Source organism: Streptomyces sp. NBC_01381, from assembly GCF_026340305.1.
GTDB lineage: Bacteria > Actinomycetota > Actinomycetes > Streptomycetales > Streptomycetaceae > Streptomyces.
Map to the genome: position 1 here is coordinate 3640620 of NZ_JAPEPI010000001.1, position 21479 is coordinate 3662098.

The 21479-nt window shown below is 72.9% G+C and carries 18 protein-coding genes; 6 read left to right on the plus strand and 12 right to left on the minus strand.

What is annotated here, in order from left to right:
- The first annotated feature begins 231 nt into the window (after positions 1-231).
- Positions 232-1059, plus strand: coding sequence for an SGNH/GDSL hydrolase family protein (locus OG453_RS16960; protein WP_266868717.1), 828 nt, complete (start codon positions 232-234; stop codon positions 1057-1059).
- A 41-nt stretch (positions 1060-1100) separates the two neighbouring features.
- Here the strand turns inward: OG453_RS16960 and OG453_RS16965 are convergent, their stop codons facing one another.
- The 4 genes from OG453_RS16965 to OG453_RS16980 all read right to left on the minus strand — a co-directional run bounded on the left by OG453_RS16965 (position 1101) and on the right by OG453_RS16980 (position 7357).
- Entirely contained in the window at positions 1101-2723 is a 1623-nt protein-coding gene (locus tag OG453_RS16965) for a serine/threonine-protein kinase (RefSeq protein WP_266869902.1), read from the minus strand.
- Between the two features lie 110 nt (positions 2724-2833).
- Positions 2834-4222: a sulfite exporter TauE/SafE family protein gene (locus OG453_RS16970; RefSeq protein ID WP_266869903.1), complete on the minus strand. Its 1389-nt coding sequence runs from the start codon at positions 4220-4222 to the stop codon at positions 2834-2836.
- Positions 4223-4263: 41 nt separating this feature from the next.
- Positions 4264-5595, minus strand: a complete 1332-nt coding sequence (locus OG453_RS16975; protein WP_266868718.1) for a lipopolysaccharide assembly protein LapB — start codon at positions 5593-5595, stop codon at positions 4264-4266.
- A gap of 202 nt (positions 5596-5797) precedes the next feature.
- Positions 5798-7357, minus strand: a complete 1560-nt coding sequence (locus OG453_RS16980; protein WP_266868719.1) for a DUF4331 domain-containing protein — start codon at positions 7355-7357, stop codon at positions 5798-5800.
- A gap of 192 nt (positions 7358-7549) precedes the next feature.
- Between OG453_RS16980 and OG453_RS16985 the strand changes: the two genes are divergently transcribed.
- The 4 genes from OG453_RS16985 to OG453_RS17000 all read left to right on the plus strand — a co-directional run bounded on the left by OG453_RS16985 (position 7550) and on the right by OG453_RS17000 (position 11210).
- Complete coding sequence (locus OG453_RS16985; RefSeq protein WP_266868720.1) at positions 7550-8104, plus strand: sigma-70 family RNA polymerase sigma factor; 555 nt, start codon at positions 7550-7552, stop codon at positions 8102-8104.
- Complete coding sequence (locus OG453_RS16990; protein ID WP_266868721.1) at positions 8101-8892, plus strand: anti-sigma factor; 792 nt, start codon at positions 8101-8103, stop codon at positions 8890-8892. The genes OG453_RS16985 and OG453_RS16990 overlap by 4 nt, the downstream gene beginning before the upstream one ends.
- A gap of 116 nt (positions 8893-9008) precedes the next feature.
- A complete protein-coding gene (locus OG453_RS16995; protein ID WP_266868722.1) occupies positions 9009-9278 on the plus strand; it encodes a hypothetical protein in 270 nt (89 codons plus the stop codon).
- Between the two features lie 204 nt (positions 9279-9482).
- Positions 9483-11210, plus strand: coding sequence for an amidohydrolase (locus OG453_RS17000; protein WP_266868723.1), 1728 nt, complete (start codon positions 9483-9485; stop codon positions 11208-11210).
- A 30-nt stretch (positions 11211-11240) separates the two neighbouring features.
- Here OG453_RS17000 and OG453_RS17005 read toward each other — a convergent pair whose 3' ends face one another.
- Together OG453_RS17005 and OG453_RS17010 are read right to left on the minus strand one after the other, a co-directional pair.
- Positions 11241-12023, minus strand: a complete 783-nt coding sequence (locus OG453_RS17005; protein ID WP_266868724.1) for an ABC transporter permease — start codon at positions 12021-12023, stop codon at positions 11241-11243.
- A gap of 290 nt (positions 12024-12313) precedes the next feature.
- Positions 12314-13243, minus strand: coding sequence for an ATP-binding cassette domain-containing protein (locus OG453_RS17010; protein ID WP_266868725.1), 930 nt, complete (start codon positions 13241-13243; stop codon positions 12314-12316).
- Between the two features lie 63 nt (positions 13244-13306).
- On the opposite strand from OG453_RS17010, the gene OG453_RS17015 reads away from it, so the two are divergent.
- Positions 13307-14017: a TetR/AcrR family transcriptional regulator gene (locus OG453_RS17015; protein WP_266868726.1), complete on the plus strand. Its 711-nt coding sequence runs from the start codon at positions 13307-13309 to the stop codon at positions 14015-14017.
- Positions 14018-14050: 33 nt separating this feature from the next.
- Here OG453_RS17015 and OG453_RS17020 read toward each other — a convergent pair whose 3' ends face one another.
- The 6 genes from OG453_RS17020 to OG453_RS17045 form a co-directional block, all read right to left on the minus strand.
- Entirely contained in the window at positions 14051-16831 is a 2781-nt protein-coding gene (locus tag OG453_RS17020) for a helix-turn-helix transcriptional regulator (RefSeq protein ID WP_266868727.1), read from the minus strand.
- 81 nt (positions 16832-16912) lie between these two features.
- Positions 16913-17089: a hypothetical protein gene (locus tag OG453_RS17025; protein WP_266868728.1), complete on the minus strand. Its 177-nt coding sequence runs from the start codon at positions 17087-17089 to the stop codon at positions 16913-16915.
- A gap of 89 nt (positions 17090-17178) precedes the next feature.
- Positions 17179-18162, minus strand: coding sequence for a zinc-binding dehydrogenase (locus OG453_RS17030; RefSeq protein WP_266868729.1), 984 nt, complete (start codon positions 18160-18162; stop codon positions 17179-17181).
- Positions 18163-18224: 62 nt separating this feature from the next.
- Positions 18225-18815, minus strand: a complete 591-nt coding sequence (locus OG453_RS17035) for an NADPH-dependent FMN reductase (RefSeq protein WP_266868730.1) — start codon at positions 18813-18815, stop codon at positions 18225-18227.
- Between the two features lie 678 nt (positions 18816-19493).
- Positions 19494-20699, minus strand: coding sequence for a type ISP restriction/modification enzyme (locus OG453_RS17040; protein WP_266868731.1), 1206 nt, complete (start codon positions 20697-20699; stop codon positions 19494-19496).
- A gap of 25 nt (positions 20700-20724) precedes the next feature.
- Positions 20725-21474 (minus strand): GntR family transcriptional regulator, encoded by a 750-nt coding sequence (locus OG453_RS17045; RefSeq protein ID WP_266868732.1) that lies wholly within the window; start codon positions 21472-21474, stop codon positions 20725-20727.
- Positions 21475-21479 lie beyond the last annotated feature (5 nt).

Sequence of the window (21479 nt, forward strand, 5' to 3'; positions counted from 1 at the left end):
GCGACTTTGCCCCCCGAAGCGCCGGATGCCGGGCTTCAATGTCGCGCAGTCCGTGGCGGCCCGTCAAGATGCGGAGGGAGTGTGGAGATGTCCGATGCCGCCCCTTGAACTGGTGGGGAACTCCCTTGGTGCGCAAGGGAATTACGGGCGAACTTGTTGACATGAGCACTACCGGCGGCGGGTGGGAGGTGCTACCACAGTCGTGGCAGAAATCCTGCTAAGGGAGGTTCCATGAGATTGTCCCGAATCACGGCAAACATGTCCTCACTCCTCCTCGCCGTCGCCTTCGCCCTCACCGGGGCCACAGCGGCTCAAGCAGCAGACCAGCAGACCGGCCAACAGGCCGCGGCCACCGGCTATGTGGCACTCGGCGACTCCTACTCGTCCGGTGTCGGAGCCGGCGGATACGACAGCGGAAGCGGCGACTGCAAGCGCACTCCACGCGCGTACCCCGCGCTGTGGGCCGCCGCCAACTCACCCTCCAGCTTCAACTTCACGGCTTGTTCCGGTGCCCGTACGGGTGACGTCGTGGCCAACCAGCTCGGCCCGCTCGGCTCGGGGACGGGCCTCGTCAGCATCTCCGTCGGGGGCAATGACGCCGGGTTCGCCGACGTCATGACGACCTGTGTGCTCCAGTCCGAGAGCAGCTGCCTCGCGCGCATCGCCACGGCGCGTACGTACGTCCAGAACACGCTCCCCGGCAAGCTCGACCAGGTCTACTCGGCGATCAGCGGCAAGGCACCCGCCGCCCAGGTCGTCGTCATGGGCTACCCGCGCTTCTACAAGCTCGGCGGCAGCTGCCTCGCCGGTCTCTCCGAGGCGGAGCGCGCCGCCATCAACGACGCCGCGAACCTCCTCAACTCCACGACCGCCAAACGGGCCGCCGACCACGGCTTCACCTTCGGCGATGTGACCAGCACCTTCACCGGGCACGAGATCTGCTCCGGCGACGCGTGGCTGCACAGCGTGAAGTGGACCAACATCGGCGAGTCCTACCACCCCACGTCCGCCGGTCAGAGCGGCGGCTACCTTCCCGTGTTCAGGGCCGCGGCCTCCTAACGGGCCGAGTTCGACGCGCAGTTCGACGCCTGCTTTGACGTCTAGTGCGCCGTGTAGGGGGAGACTCCGTCCGTCGGGGTCTCCTTCTCACACGTCACCGAGTACGCGACGGAATTGGAGGTCGCCCCCACCGGGCTGCGCACCTCCACACTGATCTCGTTCTGATGCGTCTCGCCGGGCTCGACGTCCACGGTCTCCGTGTGATGCACCTGCTTGCTCTTGCCCCCGCCGGACGCGAACGTGAGCGTCTTCCAGCCGGGATCGCTCGGCTCGCCGGACTTCGTGACCCAGCGGTAGTCGACGGAGGCCGGAACCCGGCCCACCGTGAACGTCGCCGTGAAGGACGGTGCCTGACCGGCCGGCACCGGGCAGGCCCCGCTGTACTCCGTGCGCACCCCGGAGACGGTCACCTTGACGGACTGCGGCGGGCGCGTGGTCGTGCCGCCGTTGCCGCCGCCGTTCGTGGAGCCGCCGGTCGAGCCGTTGCCGGTCGAACCGCCGTCACTGCCGCCGCCGTTCGTCGAGCCGCCGTCGGAACCCGCTGTCGTACTGCTGCCGCCGTTCTGGCCACCGTTCTTGCCGCCGCCGGAACCACTGCCGCCGCTTCCGCCGGTGTCACCGCCGCCGTTGCCTCCGCCGGTGGAGCCGCCGCTGCTTCCGCCGCCCCCGTCGTCCCGGTTGACGAGGGCGTACGTGAGTCCGCCGAGGGCCAGCGCGAGCGCCGTCAGGCCGGCCGTGAGGACGAGGACGGAGCGGCGCGAGCGGCTCGGAGCGGTCGTCGTCGTGGTCCCGCCGCCGTAGGTGACCGGTGGCGGCTCGGGCTGAGGCTGGGGCGGTGGCTGCGGCGCCTGTTGCTGCTGCTGTGAGGTGACCGTGGGCTGGTACGGAACGGCGGGGTCCGCGCGCGGGGTGCCGCCCGCCGCGACGAGCCGCAGATCGCGCTCGGCGTCGGCAGGGGAGATCCGCTCGGCGGGATCCTTGCGCAACAGCCCTTCGAGTATGGGCGTCAGCGCTCCCGCGTTGCGCGCCGGCGGCAGCGCCTCGTCCACCACCGCACGCAATGTGCTGAGCGGGGTGTCCTGCCGGAACGGCGAACTGCCCTCGACGGCCGCGTAGAGCAGCACGCCGAGGGACCACAGATCGGACTCGGGGCCCGGCCGCTGCCCCAACGCCCGCTCCGGGGCGAGGAATTCGGGCGACCCGATCACTTCCCCCGTCATGGTGAGGGCCGAACTCCCCTCCACCATGGCGATCCCGAAATCGGTCAGGACGACCCGCCCGTCATTGCCGATCAGTACGTTGCCGGGCTTCACGTCACGGTGCAGGACCCCCGCCTCGTGCGCGGCACGCAGGGCGGCGAGCACCTCCGCGCCGATGTGCGCGGCTCGCTGCGGAGGCATCGGCCCTTCCGTGTCGAGCACATCGGACAGCGAGAGGCCCCGCACGATCTCCATGACGATCCACGGGCGCCCGTCCTGACTCGCCACGTCGTAGACCGTCACCACATTGCGGTGCGGGATACGGGCGGCGGCCCAGGCCTCGCGCTCCAGGCGGGCGTACAGCCGGTCGACGTCACTGGCCGGGAGCCCTGCCGGGGCGCGCACCTCCTTGACCGCGACCTCGCGCCCCAGGACCTCGTCACGGGCGCGCCAGACCGTGCCCATGCCGCCCTCGCCCAAGGGGGCAAGGAGGCGGTAGCGCCCCGCGATCACACGCTCGTCGTCGGTCACGGGCGTCCCCCATCGGCAGCCGTGCGATTCTCCACAAAACTACCTCAACCGAGCGCCGTTGCCGCCCCTTTGAACACCAATCCGCACCCGAGGGCGACCACGACACAGGCGGAGCCGACGGGCAGGAACCGGTGCGTGGCGCGGTGCAGCGCGCGGGGGCCGCGCAGTCGCCGTCCGGCGGCGGAACCGACCCGCACCACGAGGAACCCGGCGGCGGTCAGCGTCACGGCGAGCCCCATCCCGTACGCGAGCACAAGGAGCAGCCCGAACCAGGCCTCGCCGAGTGCGGCGGCGCCGACCAGGACGACCACGGCGGAGGGGCTGGGCACGAGGCCGCCGGCGAAGCCGAGGAAGAGGGCGCCGCGGAGCCGGGGCGGCGCATCGTGACTGTGCTGATGGCCGTGGCTGTGGCTGTGGCTGTGTTCGTGCCCGTGGTGCTTGCGGCGGTGCCACGCCCGCCGCAGAAGCAGGGCCCCCGCGCCGGTCACCAGGACGCCGCTGGCGATGCCGAGCCAGGCGATGACGGAGGGCGCCGCCGCGGAGCCGCCCGCGACGAGCAGCCCGAGGGCCGCCACTCCGAGGGTGTGCGTGACGGTCACCGATGCGGCGAGCGGGAGGACGTCCCGCAGGGAGGCGCGGCCGCGGGCGGCGGCGGTCGCGGCCATCAGCGTCTTGCCGTGCCCCGGCGCGATGGCGTGCAGGGCGCCGAGCAACAGGGCGATGCCCAGGGCGAGTACGGCAAAGCCGAAGCTGAGGTCGTGCCGGGCGACGAGCCCGGTGAGCGCCTGCGTCCAGCGGTCGGCGCCGCGGGGCAGCGGGCTCGCGGCGGGGGCCTCGGCGCCGGGCCGCTCGGCGAGGGCGGGGCCGCCGGGGGTGATGCGCAGCGCCGCCGATTCGTCGCGCGGCGGCGAGGAGAGGAGCCGCTCCGGGTAGCGGGTGAGCCGCCGCGACACGGACGCCTCCGGCACGTCGGCATCCTGCACCGTCATGCGATCCCCCTGGGCGGTGATCTCCCGCCAGCCGGGACCGGGTTGGCCCGCGGCCTCGAACCGGAGGGTGAGCTCGGTGTCCCGGGGGAGCGGGGCACCGAGCTCACACCGCACGCGCAACGTGCGCAGGCCCGCCTGGCCGTCGCGCGCGGTGGCGCCGGCGCGCGCCACGCTGAGGGGTACGGTCTCGCCGCCGACCCGCAGCCGACTGCCGCGGGCGGCCTGCCCGCACCGTTCCTCGGCCCAGGCGGCCATGCCGGCCTCCTTGACGCGGGGCATGGCCTGCGCGGCCGGAATCTCGGCGAGGTCTTCCACGTGGTCGACGGTGAGGCGTCCCGGGGTGGCGACGATCCCGTCGTACCGATTGACGGTGAAGTTGCCCAGTGGGTGCGCCGCGGCCTGCCCCGCGGGCAACAGGGCGAGCAGGGCCGCGCCGCCGACCACCCCGAGGCCAGTGAGCCGCCGCCACTTCGGCCGAAGCCTCCTCACGACCCTCCACCCCCGGCCAGCTTCCGTGCCTCCCGTGCCCCCGTAGGGGAGAAGCCCGGGTTGAGGTCCAGTGCCCTGGTTGCCCAGCGGCGGCCCGCCGCCGGGGAGTTCGTCGCCGTCTCGATCGCGGCTCGGTGGTACATGAAGGACGCCTCCCGGAATCCGGTGTCTGTCGCCATGCGGGTGTAGGGAAGGGCCTCGCGGGAGCGGCCGTTGAGGTGGAGGGTCCAGGCCAGGGCGTCTGCCGTGTGGAGCGTGTGGCGGCGTTTCCACTCCGCCTGCGCCGCCCGCAGGGCATCCCGCCGGTCCCCGTGGTCCGCCAGAGCGATGGCCGATTCGAGGTCCGCGTTCACGCCGTTGGCCCGCGCGAGCGACACCCCCACGGAGAGCAGCTCGTACTGCCTGCGCGCCTTCGCCCGCTCGCCCCGCGCCTCGTACAGCTCGCCGAGGGCCAGCAGCGGCCCCGGCAGCGGAGCCTGGGCGACCACCTCCCGCAGCGCCCGTATCGCCCGCCCCGTCTCGCCACGCCCGGCCCAGGCCCGGGCCCGGCACTCCAGCGCGGGCAGGTAGGAGGCGTCGGCCCGCAGCGCCCTGCCGCACTGGCGCAGCGCCTCGCCGTACTGGCCCTGGCGCCAGGCCAGTTGGCCCAGAGCCGTGGCGACGTAGGCCACGTCGCCGGGTGCGGAGGCCGTGACCGAGCCGACCGCCCGCGAGAGCGCCCGGCGGGCCCCCGCGACATCCCCGCGCAGCTCGCGCACGTACGCGTACCGGGTGAAGACGGGAACGCCGGGCCGCCGGGCGTCCGCCTCGTCGGCGGCCCGCGCGGCCGCGGGGTAGCGGCCGAGCTCGACCAGGGCGTCGATCCGTGAGGCCAACGCCCCCTCGTTGTACGGGTTCACGGCGAGCGCGGAATCCGCGTGCCGCAGGGCGCCCTTGAAGTCGTGCCGGGCGGCGGCCAGGGCCGCACGCCCGGCCAGGGCGGCGTCGTTGCGGGGCCGGAGCTCCAGGGACCGGCCGATGGCGCGGTCCGCCTCGCGGTACCGGGAGGAGTCGCCTCGGGTGCGGGCCTGCTCGACGTAGGCGGTGCCCAGCGTCGCCCAGGAGCCGAAGTCCCTTGGCTGGGCCCGCAGATGGGCCTGCAGCGCCTCCACGCCACGGTCCAGATCACCGCCCCGGAGCCCGTCGAGGGAGGCGCCCGGCGCGGCGATCGAGGACGGCTGCCGGTCCCGGCCGTCGTCACCGCCGGCGACGACGGCTCCGCCGGTGATCGCGAGCGTCAGCACGACGGCGGCGACGACGGACCGCCCGGCGGGACGTGGCAGAGCCATGGCAGCAGACCTTTCGTCAGAGGAATGAGCTGGGAGAAGGCGCGGCCCGCAGGGGGATGAGATGCGGGCCGCGCCGGCTTGGGAGGGGACTTGGAAGGGATCTGGAAGGGAATTGCCCCGCGGGGGGCTCTCCCTGCGGGACGGAGACCCCGCCGCCCGCAGAGGGCCCACCCCCGCGGGGCTCACCCCCGGGGGAACGGCCTCACCCCGAGGTCCCGGGCGCGCCCCGCCTGCGCCACCAGAGGAGCCCGAGGCCCACCAGCAGCACCCCGGCCGTCCCCGCGGCTCCGGAGGCGATCAGCACGGCGTCGGTCTCGTCACCGCCACCGGCCCCCGAACGCCCGGGCACGGCACCGCCGCTCAGCGCGTCACGTGCCGAGCTGTCACCGGAACCGCCGCCCTTGGCCAGCGGCCCACGGGACCCGGACGTGGGCAGTGCCACGTAGGGGAAGGCGCCGCCGAACTTCTGCTCGTTGGCGTCCACCGCGTCGCCCAAGTCGTTCTTGTTGCCGACGAGTTCGCCCTCGACGGCCTGCAGCTCGATGTCGATGACGTCATCGGCGAGCCGCCGCCCGTTGGGGAACCCGGCGTTGTCGCCGTCGAGCACACCGAGCCGCTTCGGATCGGCGGCGGGCTTGATCGACGTGTTGAGCCGCAGCGTCTCGGCCGGCCGCACACCCGGCGGCTGGTTGAGGTCCTTCACGCCGCTCAGGAAGACCGACACGAGGTCGTTGCGCGGCTCCGCCGGAGCCTTCAGGCCGTAGATCTTCTCCAGGACCTTGGGCAGTTCGGGGTTGGTGACGTACTTGAGGAACTGCTTGTCGTCCCAGGGCGAGGACGCGTTGAACTTGTCCTTGTCCTTCCTCGGTACGACGACCTCGTTCACCAGCGGGTTGCCCATCCGCGAGACCTGCGCCCACTTGCCGCTCGCGTTCTTGCGCTGGGTCGTCGACCAGACGCCGACGACGGGCTGCTTCTCCGACTGCCGGAGCTCCGCGGTCGGCACCTGAAGGGCGATGGTGTTCACGTTGTAGCCCTTGAGCGTGTCCCGCCCGACCTCGGAGAGATTGCCCCCGTACGCCATGTCGAAGACCCGGAGGTCCGCGAAGAACGGGTCGTCGGCCTGCCCGGCGAACGTCGAACCGCCGCCCTTGATGTCGCGCACGGCCTGGTCGCGCAGCTTCTTGTAGTTCGGCATCGACGCCTTGCCGACGTGCGAGGGCGCCGCGGGCACGTCGTCGGCGAGCTTCGTCGTCGACGTGACCTTCTGGTCCTTCAGCTTGATCAGGTCCAGGTCGTAGGTCTGCGTGACGTTCAGATCGGGGTCGTCGAGGCTCGTCACGGGACCGGTGTTGTAGAGGAACGTGTCGCCGCTCTTGGTCTGCGTGTCGAACGTCCACCGGTACAGCAGATCGCCCTGCGCGTCCCCGTCGCTGTCCACGTGGACGTCGTACTGCGCGTCGTCGGCGAACGGATAGAAGGTGGGACCGCCCGCGGGCTCCTCGAAGGGGAGCCAGTTCGCCACGATCGTCGTCGTGTCGGGCCGGTCGGGGCTGACGAACGCGTACACGTCCGTGTTGTCGTACTGGGGCTGCCCCGAGATCAGCGGGGCCTCCCGGTGGCTTGCGGCATCGGCCGCTCCCGGTTCGAGTGCGGTCACGCCGGCGGCTGCGAGCCCCCCGGCGACCAGCGCGCCACAGACAAGCGCGGCGAGGCCGCGCCTGTTGCGACGCCCCGCACGGCTCCTGGCGATAGCTGTCATCGCGTCCGTCCTTACGTTCCTTCGCGCGACCCGGCGCGTGGAGCGCGGGAGCCGCCTGACGAACGCCATTCGGGGCGAACGGCCCGGCGGATTGGCCTCTTTCCCAATCCGGTCCCCTCTCTCGCCCCGAAGACCGGGCGACCGGACAATGAGCCCCGCGCGCAGAAGGGGCCCGGAAAAGGGGGACACCGCATGGACGCCGACGCACTGCTCCCGTTGGTCGCACAGGGCGACCAGCAGGCGTTCGAGAAGCTGTACGGCCTGGTGTCCGGGCCGGTGTACGGGATGGTGCGCAGGGTGCTGCGGGATCCGGCGCAGTCCGAGGAGGTGGTCCAGGAGGTGCTGCTCGAACTGTGGCGCACGGCGGCCCGCTTCGACCCCGCGCGCGGCAGCGCCCTCTCCTGGATCCTCACCCTCGCCCATCGCAGGGCGGTGGACCGGGTGCGCAGCGCCCGTGCGGCGAGCGACCGCGAACAGCGCGTCGCGGGGCGCGCCGAAGTCCCCGCCTTCGACCACGTGGCCGAGGAGGTCGAGGGCAGCCTGGAGCGCGAATGGGTGCGCCGCTGCCTGCGGCGCCTGACGGACCTGCAGCGCCAGGCCGTGACGCTCGCCTATTACGACGGCTATACGTACCGCGAGGTGGCCCGGCGGCTCTCCGTACCGCTCGGCACCGTCAAGACGCGGATGCGGGACGGGCTGCTGCGGCTGCGCGACTGTCTGGGCGCCGCCACGGGAGACGCGGCATGAGGTGGCCCGGCGGCCTGCGGCGGCCGCCCGGGACACGCACAGCCTGGCTGCCGCGCAGGCCCGTGCACTCCCTGGCCGTCCCCTACGCCCTGGACGCCCTCGAACCCCGTGAACTGCGCCGCTTCGAGCGGCACCTGGCCCGCTGCGGCCGCTGCCGGGAGGAGACCAGGCAGCTGGCCGAGGACGCCGTGCGGCTCGCGGGCGCGGCCGCGACCCCGCCGCCGCCCGCCCTGCTCGACCGGGTGATGACCGCCGTACGTACGACGGAGCAGGAGCCGCGGTCGCAGGCGCCCGTCGCCGCGAGCGCGCCCCCACGTACGCGTGCGCTTCTGGTTCCGCTCGCCGGCGCCGCGCTCGCCCTGGTCGCCTGCGTGGTCCTCGCGGTCCAGCTCGCCCGGACCGACGACCGGCTCGACCGCGAGCGGGCCGCCGCACGTGAGATCGCCCACGTCCTGGCCGCGCCCGACGCCCGCGCCACCGGCGAGCACGACGCACGGGGCCGCGGCATCAACGTCGTGGCGTCGGAGTCCAGGCGGCGCGCCGTGGTGACCGTCGTGGGGCTCGACGGGCCGCCACGGGGCCGTGTGCACCAACTGTGGCTGGTGCGCCCGGCGTCGGAGCCCCGTTCCCTCGGTGTGCTCGACGGCGAAACGCCCGTGCTCGCCACAGGGCTGAGTGCTGCCACTTCCTCACTCGCTGTCACCACCGAGCCCGATGGGGGCTCAGATCGGCCCACTTCTGCCCCTCTTGTCCAACTCGCCCTGGAATCAGTTGTATTCGGAGAGTAATCGTCAACCTCCTTGCGCAGAAGGTGAATCCTGCGACCGGGATACACGAGTGTCATGACGGGGCGATAGGGTTAACCTGCCCTGGGCCGGGTGCCCTCGTACGGGTGGGGAGTGACATGGAACAGATAACGGTGCGCAGCAGGGCGCGTGTCCCTGCGATCACTTGCGGGAGCAGCGCGACCAGCTCTCGTCTCGACCGCCATCTCGCGGTGCTGGGCGGCCCTGCCGTTCCGCAGCGCGAGTCGCACGAGGCGACGCTGCTGATGCGTGAGCTGACCTCGCGGGGTTCGGCGCACGACCGCAGCGCGCGCGGTGCGCGTGTGCGGCGGGTTTCCCTTTTTGCTCCGCTGCGCAGGTTGCGGCGGTCGCTTTTCGGGAGTCGTTGACCACGGGGTGGTCGGGGGGCTTTTCCCGCCGCTTCGCGGCGGATCTGTCCCACCCACCCACTCACCCGATCACTCCGCATCCATCACCCAGCACGTCCCTGCGTAACACCCGTGTCATGCGCACCTGTTGACGCCGCAACGATTCAGTCGCACTGTTGCTGATCGATTGGCCGATACACCCAACCTCACCCCCCGGAGGTGCGCGTGTGTGACCTGCACGATCAGCATGAGCATGAAGCACTCCCCGCGAGCGGCCCGCCGTTGAGCCGGCGCCGCATCATGCAACTGCTCGGCGCGGCCGGTGTGACCGGCGCCGTCATGACGGCCGATGCCGATCCGGCGATGGCCGCGAGCGCCGACGACAGCCCCGCCGCCTATGAAGCCCCCGAGAACCTCGCGGCCGACACCCCCGCCAAGCGTTCCGCGCTCGACTGGATCACCTCACACGACGACCGGATCACCGGCCTGAACGCCGAGATCTGGGACAACGCCGAACTTTCCCTGCGCGAGTGGAAATCCTCGATCGCCGAGGCCGATTTCCTCGAACAGGCCGGATTCGACGTGCAGTTCGGCACCGCCGGATTCCCCACCGCCTTCACCGCGACCTTCTCGTACGGCAGCGGCGGCCCCGTCATCGGCTTCAGCGGCGAGTACGACGCGCTGCCCGGCCTCTCGCAGAACAAGGGCGTCGGCCACCACGACCCGCGCGAGTACGTCCACGACCCCTTCGCGCCCAGCTACGGCCCCGGCCACGGCTGCGGCCACAGCGCGCTCGGCACGGCGGCGGCAGCCGCGGCGGCCGCCCTCGCCCAGGCCGCGAAGCGGCACAAGCTGCCCGTGACCGTGAAGTTCTTCGGTTCCACCGCCGAGGAGACGCTGATCGGCAAGACGTACGCCGTCAGCAGGGGCGTGTACGACGGCGTCGACGCGTTCCTGGACTGGCACCCCTCGACGGCCAACGCGACCGGCTGGGGCACCACCACCGCGATGACCGCCGTCACCTTCACCTTCCTCGGCGTGGCAGGCCACGGCGGCACCCCGCTGGGCAACAAGTCCGCGCTCGACGCCGCCGTGATGATGGCGACGATGTCGGAGTTCCTGCGCGAGGAGAACCTCGCGCCGAGCGGCAGGCTGCACTGGGTGATCAACAACGGCGGTGACATCCCGAACGTCACCCCGGAGATCGCCGAGATCAGCTACTACGTACGCGAGGGAAGCCCGGCCCGCGTCCAGGTGCTCCTGGACAAGGTGATCGCCGTCTCCGAGGCGGCCGCGAAGGCGTCCCAGACCTCGGTCCGCCACCGCATCACATCGGCCTGCTGGAACCAGCTGCCCGCCAAGGCCTTCGCCGAGCTCCTGCACGCGAACATGAAGGAGATCGGCCCGCCGCGATTCACCGACGAGGCCCATGAGTTGGCGAAGGAGCTCCAGGAGTCCCTGGGTCTTCCGCAGCGGGGCATGCACGACAAGATCGGTGAACTCACCCCGCCCAACCCGGTGTTCATGGGCGGCGGCTCGACAGACGTCGCGGACATCAGCTGGAACGTGCCCACCGTCTCGATGGGGGCCGCGCTCGCCCCCATCGGCACCAAGATGCACACCTGGTCCACCGCGGCCTGCGCGGCCGCGGCTCCCGGGCAGGCGGCCGTCATCGCCGCCGCGAAGTACCTCGCGGCGACCGCCGTCGACCTGCTCACCCAGCCCGAACGCGTGAAGGCCGTCAAGGACGAGTTCAAGGAGCGGACGAAGGGCGTGAGGTGGAAGACCGCGCTGCCGGACGGCTATGAGCCGCCGATGTACGAACCCCCCGCGTGGTTCCTGAAGAAGACGGGCCAGAAGTGGCCGCCGTCGAACATCACCTGGCCGCCGAAGCGCGTGGTGTCCCAGGAGAAGTTCTCCTCGCTGGGGCCGGAGCTCGACCCCCAGAAGTAGCTTGCGCCAACGGCGAGTTCGGCCGTCCGCTCACCGTCCCCCGCGCGCGTAGCGGCGGACGGCGAGCGGCACGCACAGGGCGAGCAGCACCGCGCACCACAGGACCGAACCGGCCACGGGATGCGTCACCGGCCAGGCGGCGTCCGTCGGCACGGGCGCGTTGCCGAACAGGTCCCGCACCGCCGTGGCCACCGCGCTGATCGGGTTCCACTCGGCGACCGTGCGCAGCCAGCCGGGGAGCCCGTCGGTGGGGATGTACGCGTTCGAGAGCAGCGGCAGCATGAACGTCGCGCTGCCCAGCTGTCCCGCCGCCTCCTCGCTCTGCGACGCGAGCCCGAGCAGGATGCCGATCCACGTCGTGGTGAACCGGAAGAGCAGCAACAGGCCGAAGGCGCCCAGGGCTTGCGGCGCACCGCCGTCGATCCGCCACCCCATCGCGAGCCCGACCAGCATCAGCGGCACAAGCCCCACGGCGGTGGTCAGCAGATCGGCGACGGCCTGCCCGAGCGGGACCGCCGACCGGCTCATCGGCAGCGTACGGAAGCGGTCCATCACACCGCGGTGCGAGTCCTGGGCGGCGGTGAACATGCCGGTCATGATCCCGTTCGCGGCGGTCGCGACGAGCATCCCCGGCACGAGGAAGGCACGGTAGTCGGAGCCGGGCATGGCCAGGGCGCTGCCGAAGACGTACCCGAAGAAGAGCAGAAAGACGATGGGCATCGTCTGCGTCATGATCAGAATGGCGGGCGCGTGCTTGATGCGCTGCAGATGCCGCCCGAGGACGGCGGTGCCGTCATAGAGAATGGCGCTCACAGGAAATCCTTCCGTTCGATCGGCTGAACCACCCACCCAGGTCCCGCACTGCGGGCATTCGGGCGACACCCACCCTGGTCCCGCGCTGCGGGGCAGTCGCGGGGCATTCGGGCGGCACCCGCCCCCGCGCTGCGGGGCGGCCGCGGGGCATTCGGGCGGCGCCCACCCCGGTCCCGCGCTGCGGGGCGGCCGCGGGGTAATCGGGCGGCGCCCACCCCGGTCCCGCCTGCGAGGCAGTCGCGGGGCAATCGGGTGGGTGGGCGGGAAAAAATCCGCCGCGAAGCGGCGGTCTAGGAAACGCGGGAGACGAGCCGCAGAAAGACCTCGTCCAAGGTCGGCGCCCGCAACGTCACGTCGACGACCGGCACCCCCGCAAAGTCCAACTCCCGGACGAGGACGGGCAACGTGACGGAGGGATCCAGCACCACGGCCCCGGCGGTCAGCCGCCCGGCGTCGAGCACCGGCTCGGCCCCGGTCAGCTGATCCAGCACGATCGCCGCCGCAGGCACAGCCGCACCCTCGGAGACAACGACCTCCGCGTAACTCCCGATCTGCGCCTTCAGCGCCGTGGGCGTACCGCGATGCGCCGCCCGCCCCTCGTCGATCAGGACGACCTCGTCGGCCAGCTGATCCGCCTCCTCCAGATACTGCGTGGTGAGGAGCACCGTCGTCCCCTCGGCGGCCAACTCCCGCACGGCGTCCCAGATGCCGCCCCGGCTATGCGGATCGAGCCCGGTGGTCGGCTCGTCGAGGAACAGCACACGGGGCCGCACCAGCAGACTCGCCGCGAGGTCGAGCCGCCGCCGCATGCCGCCGGAGTACGTCCGCGCGGGGCGATCGGCGGCCTCGACGAGCCCGAAGCGCTCAAGCAGCTCGTCGCCCCGCGCCCGCGGAACCCGCAGAAGGCGTGCGAAGAGCCGCAGGTTCTCCCGCCCGGTCAGATCGCCGTCGACCGACGCGTACTGCCCGGTCACCCCGATCACCCGCCGCACGGCGGCGGCCTCCCGCACCACGTCGTGCCCCGCGACCAGGGCCGTGCCGGCGTCCGGCGACTGGAGCGTGGTCAGCACCCGTACCGCGGTCGTCTTGCCGGCCCCGTTCGGGCCGAGCACCCCGCACACCGTGCCCTCCGGGACGGCGAGGTCGAGGCCCCGCAAGGCCTGGACCTCCCCGAACCGCTTCTCCAGACCTTCACTAAGTACAGCGTACGTAGAAGTCATGCCGTCACCGTACCCCACTACGTACGCCGTACGTAACTAACATGGGGAGCGAGGTGATGATCAATGGCGGGCCGAGCGGCCGAACCGGAAGTGATCTGGGCGCGCCCCGAGCGTGCGGGCCGTGGCCCGAAGCCCGCGTACAGCAGGGCGGACATCGCCGCGGCGGCGGTCCGCATCGCCGACGCGGACGGCATCGACGCGGTCTCCATGCGCAGGGTGGCCGGCGAACTGGGCTGCGGCACCATGTCGCTCTACAACTACGTGCCGCGCAAGGAGGACCTGTACGAGCTGATGGTCGACGCGGCGAGCGGCGAGTACGTGCTCCCCGCGGGACCGCCGGGCGGCGACTGGCGTACGGAGATGATGGCGGTCGGCCGCCAGACGCGCGAGATCATGCACCGCCACCCCTGGCTGGCGCGGATCATGTCGACGCTTTACGGCTACAGCCCGAACGCCCTGCGCTTCCTGGAGCACTGCCTGGCCGCCCTGGACGGGCTCGACGCCCCGTCCGGCACCAAGATGGAGCTGATCGGGATGCTCAACGGCTCCGTCATGACGTACGTGGCCAATGAGTTCGCCATGGCGGAACGCGCGCGGGCGCTGCCGTGGTCGGAGGAGCAGGAGCAGGCCGTGCGGTTCGCGTATCTCGCGGGGCAGGTCGGCAGCGGGGCGTATCCGCGGCTCGCCGCCATGCTCACCGAGGGGCCGCCGCCGGGGGACGCGGACGAGGTCTTCGAGCGGATGCTGAACAGGCTCTTCGACTCCTTCTCCTGAGCAGACCCCGCGCCGGCCCCTGTGCTCACGGCCCTACGCCGTCGGCTCCTCCTGCTCCTCCCGGAACTCGAGCCGGGCCAGCTCGCCGCGCGACGCCACGCCCAGCTTCGGATAGGCGTTGTACAGGTGGTAGCCCACCGTGCGCGGCGACAGGAAGAGCCGGGCGCCGATGTCCCGGTTGGTCATGCCGGTCGCCGCGAGCCGCACGACCTGGCGCTCCTGCGGGGTGAGCCGCTCGACGGGGGCGCGGTCATCGGTGTGCCGCGCCCGGCTCTCGCCGGTGGCGCGCAGCTCGGCGCGGGCCCGTTCGGCCCACGGCGCCGCCGCGAGCAGCTCGAAGGTGTCCAGGGCGGAGCGCAGCGGGGTGCGGGCCTCGCTGCGGCGGCCCGCGCGCCGCAGCCACTCCCCGAAGAGCAGCTCCGTGCGGGCCCGTTCGAAGGGGCGGCCGTCGTCGGTGTGCAGCGCCAGTGCTTCCTCGTACGCCGCTCCTGCCGCCGCCTCCGGGGCGAGCAGTGCACGGCAGCGGGCGGCCAGGGCGCCCGCCCAGGCCGCACCCGTGTGCCCCGCCCACTCGGCGAAGCCGGCCGCCAACTCCCGTACGGAATCGGCCTTTCCGGTCCGTGCGGCAGCCTCCACCCGGTCCGGCGCGCAGTACAGGACGGCGACCGTATGGCCCGACGGGCTCGCCGCGACATCCTCGTACGCGCGGCGGGCCGCCTCGTAGCGGCCGTGGCCCAGCTCAAGGAGGCCGATGGCGACCGCGCCCCACACCTGGCCCGGCAGCACCTGCCGCAGATCGGCGCCCCGGCCCGCGAGATCGCGGCAGCGCTCCTCGTCGCCGTCGAGCGCGGCGAGGTAGGCGAGGACGGCCGTCAACTGGCCGACATAGTGCGGCTGTCCGGTGTCCTGCGCGATCCGCAGACCCTCGGCCGCGCCGGGCAGCGCGCAGCCGTGCCGGCCCAGGAAGATACGGGTGCGTGTACGCATGAGCAGCACGAGCGGCAGCGGGCCGAGTGCGCCCTGCTCACGGCATTCGCGCTCAAGATCGGCGGCCAGGTCGTCGCCGGCCGCCAGCTCGCCGAGCGGCGCGAACCAGGACGCGATGGAGATCCGTTCGCGCAGGCTGTGCCCGTGGTCGTCGCGCTCGGTCCGCAGGCTCCCGAACAGCGCGCGCAGCGGCGGAAGTCCGGCGCCCGGGTCACCCGCCGCGAGCCGGGCGAGGCCCTCGGCCGCCGGGAGATAGGGCGGCGCGTCCGGCGGCGCCTTGAGATCGAGGGCGGCAAGGCGGGCGCTCATCCCCTCGATGGACTGCCGGTGCCCGGAGAGCCAGGCGGCGGTCATCGCCTCGTACGCCATGAACGCGGCCGTCTGCGGAGCGTGCGGGGCGATCTCGGCGGCCGTGTCGAGGAGCACGGAGCTTGAGGCGTCGAGCCTGCCCTGCTCGCGGGCGACGGCGGCCCGCGCCTGCGCGAGCCGCGCGAGCTCCGCCGGGTCGGTGAGGTGCGGGGCGGCGCGCAGCGCCAGTTCGGCCGCGCGTTCGTTCTGGCCCGCGTCCGCCGCGGCCGACGCGGCGAGCGCGAGACGCCGGGCGCGGTCGGCGCCGTCCGGGCTGAGCTGGGCCGCGCGTTCGCAGGCCGCGGCGACGGCCGCGTAGCCGCCGCGCTCGCGTGCGTGCTCGGCGGTCCGCTCCAGGACGGCGGCGACGTACTCGTCCGGCTCGGTCGTGGCGGCCGCCAGATGCCAGGCACGCCGGTCGATGTTGCCGACGCAGGGCAGCGCGTCGGCGAGCGCGCGATGCGCGGCGATGCGGTCGCCGACCGGGGCGCTCTGGTAGGCGGCGGCGCGGATCAGGGGGTGCCGGAAGGTGAACCGGCCGCCGTCCAGGCTGAGCAGCTCCTTGCGTTCGGCGGGCTCCAGATCGGTGACCGAAGCGCCGAGCCCGCTCGCCGCGGACGCCGTCACCGCGAGGTCCCCGGTGCCCTCCGCGGCCGCGATCACCAGCAGCGAACGGGTCGCGCGCGGCAGCGCGGAGATGCGGTCGGCGAACGTCTGCAGAAGACGGGAGTGGCTGGGCAGCGCGCTCAAGTGGTATCCGTAGGCGGGTATCTGGCCCTCGCGCTGGGCGGCGGGCAGCTCGCGCAGGGCGAGCGGGTTGCCGCCCGACTCGCCGCGGATCTGATCGCGTACGTAGCGGGGCAGATCCCCCGCGTGCTCGGCGAGGAGCTCGCCGGCGGCCCCGTCGTCGAGCCCGCCGAGCCGCAGCTCGGGCAGCCCCTGGGCGGGGAACGGCGGGGCGTGCGCGTCGCGCGCGGCGAACAGCATCACGACGCCCTCGGCGGCGAGACGCCGGGCCGCGAAGAGCAGGGCGTCGGCGGAGGCCTGGTCCAGCCAGTGGGCGTCGTCGACGAGGCAGAGGAGGGAGCCGCCGTCGCTGTCGGCGAGATCCGCGAGGAGGGTGAGTACGGCGAGGCCGATGAGGAAACGGTCGGGCCGTGCGTCGCTCCGGTTCGGGGCGAGGCCGAGGGCCGCGCGCAAGGCGGTGGCCTGCGGTTCCGGGAGGTCGTCGATGCGGGCGGTCACGCGGTGCAGGAGCAAGTGCAGGCCTGCGAAGGGGAGTTCGCTCTCCGCCTCGATGCCGGTCGCTTGGAGGACGCGGGTCCGCTGGGCCGCGGCGGTCGCCGCGGTGTGCCGCAGCAGTTCGGACTTGCCGATGCCGGCCTCTCCCCGCAGGACCAGGGCGGTGCTTGTGCCCTGCCGGGCGTGGGACAGGATGTCGTCCAGCCTCGTCGTCTCTTCGTCGCGTCCGTAGAGCATGGGTTTGACCTTAACTGGCTGTTGGTGGGGGGCTTTTCGAGCCCGCCGCTTCGCGGCGGATGTTTCCCGCCCGCCCACCCGTTACCCCGCAGCGGACCGGTGCGTCAGGACCACCTTTCCGCGACCGTGGCCCGTCCCGACATCCCGCTGCGCGTCCCCCGCCCGCGCCAACTGCGCGGCCGGCGTGCCGAGTTCGCCCGCCGCCGCGTTGATCAGGACCGTGTCGCCCGGGCCGACCCGCATCGCGGTCAGCGCCATGTCTCCTCGGGCTTGCGCACCAACTGGTCGGTGCCCACGACGGCGTACTGCGCGTACGCGCCGAGCAGGGATGAAGGCGCCCCCGGCGGCTATGGGATCAGGACCACCTTCCCGACCGTCTCCCTGCCCACGAGGGCCGCATGCGCCGCCCCCGCGTCCCGCAGCGGGAACGTCGTCACCGCCGGGACGAGCGTGCCCCGTGCCGCCTCCGCGAGCGCCCGTTCCTGGAGGCCCCGCAGGCCGCCGGGGACGCGGGCGATGCGTGGGCCCAGTGCGTAGGCCGCCGTCAGGAGGTTCGCCTGCAGGTCCTTGGCGGTGAACTCCGTGGGGGTGCCCGACGACCAGCCGTACATCACGAACCGGCCGCCGCAGCCCAGGAGTTCCAGCGCGGCGCGCCCCGCCTCGCCGCCCACGCTGTCGAACACGACGCTCACCTCGCGGCCGCCGAGCGCCGCACGCACCTCGTCCGCCCAGCCGGGCCGCGTGTAGTCGACGGCCACGTCCGCGCCGCAGGACCGCACCCGCGCGACCTTGCGGGGGCCGCCCGCCGCGCCCACCACGCTCACGCCCGCGTTCCTCGCGGCCTGCACGAGCAGGGTGCCGATGCCGCCGGCGGCCGCCGTCACCAGCGCCACGTCGTCCGGTTCAAGGGCGGCGACGTGCAGGACGCCGAGCGCCATCCTGCCGGTGCCGACCATGGCGATCGCCGCCTCGTACGAGAGGGCGTCCGGCAGCGCGAACAGCGCCTCCGTCTCGCGCACGGCCAGCTCCGCATAGCCCGCGTTGACCAGGCCGAGGTGGGTGACGACCCGGCGTCCGAGCCACTCGTCGGCGACCCCCTCGCCCAGGCCGTCGACGACGCCCGCCACCTCGCGTCCCGGAGTGATGGGCAACTCCGGGACAGGGAAGGGGAGTTTGCCGGAAGTCCCCGCCTGGAGCGCGGTGTCGACGAGGTGGACTCCCGCCGCCCGTACGGCGATCCGGACCTGCCCGGGGCCCGGCACGGGGTCGGGCAGGTCCTCGTACCGCAGGTTCTCGGGTCCGCCGAAGGTGTGCAGCCGAATGGCACGCATGGTCAACTCGCTTTCGTCGTACGAGGATCAGGAGGGGCGGGAGTCAGAGGAGGGGGCAGGGGTCACGCGGCGTAAGGGCGGGCCGCCTTCGCGTCCCGGAGCGTCACGCCCCACCACGTGAGCTGATCGAGCAGCACCTTGGCGGCGCCCGCCGGGCCCGCCTCGTCGTGCGGCCGCCCGTCGGGCCCGAACCGCTGCCATACGCCGTGGAAGCTGACCGTGTCCCGCATCGTCGGCGCGTGCAGCTCGGCGAAGACCAGCCGCAGCTGCTCCACCGCGCGCAGCCCGCCGGCGACACCTCCGTACGAGACGAAGCCCACCGGCTTGGCCTGCCACTCCTCCCGGTGCCAGTCGATGGCCTGCTTGAGGTCACCGGGGAAGCTGTGGTTGTACTCGGGCGTGATGACGACGTACGCGTCGGCCGCCGCGATGCGCGGAGTGATCGAGCCGATGGCGGGAGCGGCCGGGCTGTCGAGGATCTCCGGGCGCTCACCGCCCGCGCCCGCCAGGTCGATCACGTCGACGGCGAGGTCGTCGCGCTGCCCGGCGACCGAGACGAACCAGTTGCGGACGGTCGGTGCGAAGCGGCCCTCGCGGGTGCTTCCGACGATGACCGCCACCTGAAGTCGCTGCGTGGTCAGCTGCGTGGTCATGGGGGTTCCTCCATAGCTCTCGGGGCTCGGCTCGTGGCTGCCGTGCCGACACCGAGAAAGCTAGGGAGGGCCGAGGGTGCGCGGCCTCTGTCGGACGACGGGGATCGTGACCGGGGGATGACCGGGGTTCCGGCCGAACTCGCCACCTGGTCACCCCCAGTCGTACGACAGAGGCGAGACGACAGCCCCGGTTCCTGGCGTCAGACCCATGACGCAGACGACACGCGACACCACGCCCCCCCGCCAGCAGCGGCAGCGGCACCGACACCGCAAAGACCCCTCGACCGGTCGGCAGGGGCTGACGCGGCCCGACCGTCCCTGGTGGGCGACGGCCTGGTCCTGGGCGGTGCGGTGACCGCGCTCCTGGTGGGCTTCGACCGGATCGAGGCCGGGCAGCCCGTGGTCGCCGCGCTGTTCGGGGCGGCCGGCGCGGCGCGCGCGGTGTGCTGGGCGCGGATGCGCTCGGCGGCCCCGGTGATCGGCCTCCTGTGGCGCGGGCCCATCGGCCTTCCGATGCTCGCCCTCCTGCTGACCGGCACCTTCGTGGGCCTGTCCTACTTCCTGCTGCCCTTCTGCATCGCGGACGTCCTGGACCGGGGTGCCGCCATGAGCCTGTTCAGGAGGCGCTGCGGGGTAATCGGGCGGGTGGGCGGGAGAGGCTTTTCTGCGGGGTGCCCCTCAGATCAGCGCGAACTGGCCCCCCGGGCCCTCTTCGTGGTGGTCCAGGACGGATGCCGGACGTCGTGCCGCGGCCGGTACGGGCAGGATGCCCGCCTTGTGCAACTCATCGGCGGTGACCGTCGGCGAGTCGGCGAGGGAGCCGCTCAACTCCCGCTGCTGCGGCTCCAGTTCATGGAGCAACGCCAGCACGGTGATGAGTTCAAGGAGCTCCGACGTCCACGCCTGCGGCCACGCCGAGGGGCGGATCGCCTCCAGCGTGCCGGGCTCGCCCGGCTCCGTGCGGCGGGTGAACCACAGGTCGAGCACCCTGACCCCGCTCACCTCGTACTCCCATGCCTCCCTCGGCACCGGCGAGACGCGGCCCTCGTCCAGGAACAGCGCCTCCTCGTCGGCGTCGTAGGACAGTTCCGAGGGGCGGGCGGGCAGCGGCGCCCGTACGTAGGGCCTGCGTCCCCCGGGGAGCTTCGGCCGTGCCCCGTCGCCGCGCGCCTGCAGCCGCAGGACGCGGCGGCCGAGCTCCGTGCCCCGCGCCCACACCTCGGCGTCGGAGGTCAGCGGCACCCGGCATCCGGCGGCCGACGTGTCGGCCACGGAAAGGGTCCAGGCGAGGAGCTCCCCGGCGTCGACGTCGTGCCCGAGCAGGTCGGAGAGATGCCCGAGCAGACCGGGCGCCACATTGGGCTCAAGCCCTCCGGGGCGGCGGAAGAGCGGGCGGATCCTGCCGGGGCGCCCGGCGGGGGAGCGGCCGTCGGGCAGCACGGCCGACGCGAGCACGGCGGGCCCCGCGGAACCGGCGACGTGCCCCTGCTCCACCAGGAACAGCTGGCCATCGCCCGCGACGCGCCACAACTCCGGCCGCGCGGCGTCGATGAGCCGGTGGTCCGGGATCAGCCACTGCTCGTCGAAGGGGCCGTGCAGGACGCGCACCGGCTCGGGACAGCGGCCCGTCTCGCCGGCCAGCGGGCCCGTTCCTGCCCGGTGGCCGGGGAGTTGGGCGACCGAGGTGTGCAGGGTGCGCGAGCGTGACGGGGAGAGCAGCCGGTCGCGCTCGGTGTCGTCCGCGCGGACGAACGCGTCCCAACGGGCCCTGAGGGATGCGGCGTCCGGACCCATCGGCCACCCCCGGCCGGTCCTCAGGGGCGCGACGGACCACGGCATCAGGTCGGCGAGCAGCGGCGCTTCGTCGTGCGTCACGCCCGGCATCGTACGACGTCGGAGGCGGGCGCCATCAGGTGGCGTCGAGGGTGACCGTGAAGGAGAAGCGGTCGCCGCGATAGTGGATGCGGGCCACATCGAGGGCGCGCCCGTCCTCGTCGTACGTGATGCCCGTGTAGTGCAGGATCGGGCTGAGCAGCGGCACTTGGAGGAGGCGGGCCGTCTCCGGGTCGGCGAGGGTGGCCTCGACGGTGTCGGTGATCCTGCTGATCTTGACGCCCACCACGTCGCGCAGGACCTTCGTCATGGGCCAGCGCGCCAGATCGTCGAGCTCGACCCGTTCGGCCAGCTCGGGGCGGATGAAGTTATGGGCGTGATTGGTGGGTTCGCCCGTCTTCTCGTCGCTGCGCAGACGGTGGTACGTCGTCACCTCGGCGACATCGGGGAAGTACTCGGCGAGCTCGCCGGAGACCGGCGCCGTGCCGTGCGAAAGGAGTTCGGTGCTCATGCCCGACTGCTGGGCCACGATCGCGTCGACCGAGCCGAGCAGCCGGACGGGAGAGCCCCGCCGGACGCTCGGCTCGATGAACGTGCCGCGCCGCCGGTGCCGGGTGATCAGGCCCTCGTCCTCCAGCTCCTTGAGGGCCTGGCGCATGGTGAGGACGCTCACCCCGTAGTGCCCCGCGAGCTGCTCCTCGGTGGGCAGCCGCAGCGGGGCGTCGGGTGTGCGGCCGAGTATCGAGGCGCGCAGGGACTGCGACACCTGATACCACAGCGGCAGCTTGCGATTCAGGACGATCGAGTCCGGGGCGAAGGCGGTCACGGTCT

Bases quoted from the DNA above. Each gene is read 5' to 3' on its own strand.
- OG453_RS16965 (WP_266869902.1), bottom strand. From the start codon at position 2,723: ATGGGCACGGTCTGGCGCGCCCGTGACGAGGTCCTGGGGCGCGAGGTC.
- OG453_RS16985 (WP_266868720.1), top strand. From the start codon at position 7,550: ATGGACGCCGACGCACTGCTCCCGTTGGTCGCACAGGGCGACCAGCAG.
- OG453_RS16960 (WP_266868717.1), top strand. From the start codon at position 232: ATGAGATTGTCCCGAATCACGGCAAACATGTCCTCACTCCTCCTCGCC.
- OG453_RS17030 (WP_266868729.1), bottom strand. From the start codon at position 18,162: ATGCGTGCCATTCGGCTGCACACCTTCGGCGGACCCGAGAACCTGCGG.
- OG453_RS17025 (WP_266868728.1), bottom strand. From the start codon at position 17,089: ATGGCGCTGACCGCGATGCGGGTCGGCCCGGGCGACACGGTCCTGATC.
- OG453_RS17020 (WP_266868727.1), bottom strand. From the start codon at position 16,831: ATGCTCTACGGACGCGACGAAGAGACGACGAGGCTGGACGACATCCTG.
- OG453_RS16980 (WP_266868719.1), bottom strand. From the start codon at position 7,357: ATGACAGCTATCGCCAGGAGCCGTGCGGGGCGTCGCAACAGGCGCGGC.
- OG453_RS16990 (WP_266868721.1), top strand. From the start codon at position 8,101: ATGAGGTGGCCCGGCGGCCTGCGGCGGCCGCCCGGGACACGCACAGCC.
- OG453_RS16975 (WP_266868718.1), bottom strand. From the start codon at position 5,595: ATGGCTCTGCCACGTCCCGCCGGGCGGTCCGTCGTCGCCGCCGTCGTG.
- OG453_RS17035 (WP_266868730.1), bottom strand. From the start codon at position 18,815: ATGACCACGCAGCTGACCACGCAGCGACTTCAGGTGGCGGTCATCGTC.
- OG453_RS17040 (WP_266868731.1), bottom strand. From the start codon at position 20,699: ATGCCGGGCGTGACGCACGACGAAGCGCCGCTGCTCGCCGACCTGATG.
- OG453_RS16995 (WP_266868722.1), top strand. From the start codon at position 9,009: ATGGAACAGATAACGGTGCGCAGCAGGGCGCGTGTCCCTGCGATCACT.
- OG453_RS17015 (WP_266868726.1), top strand. From the start codon at position 13,307: ATGGCGGGCCGAGCGGCCGAACCGGAAGTGATCTGGGCGCGCCCCGAG.
- OG453_RS17010 (WP_266868725.1), bottom strand. From the start codon at position 13,243: ATGACTTCTACGTACGCTGTACTTAGTGAAGGTCTGGAGAAGCGGTTC.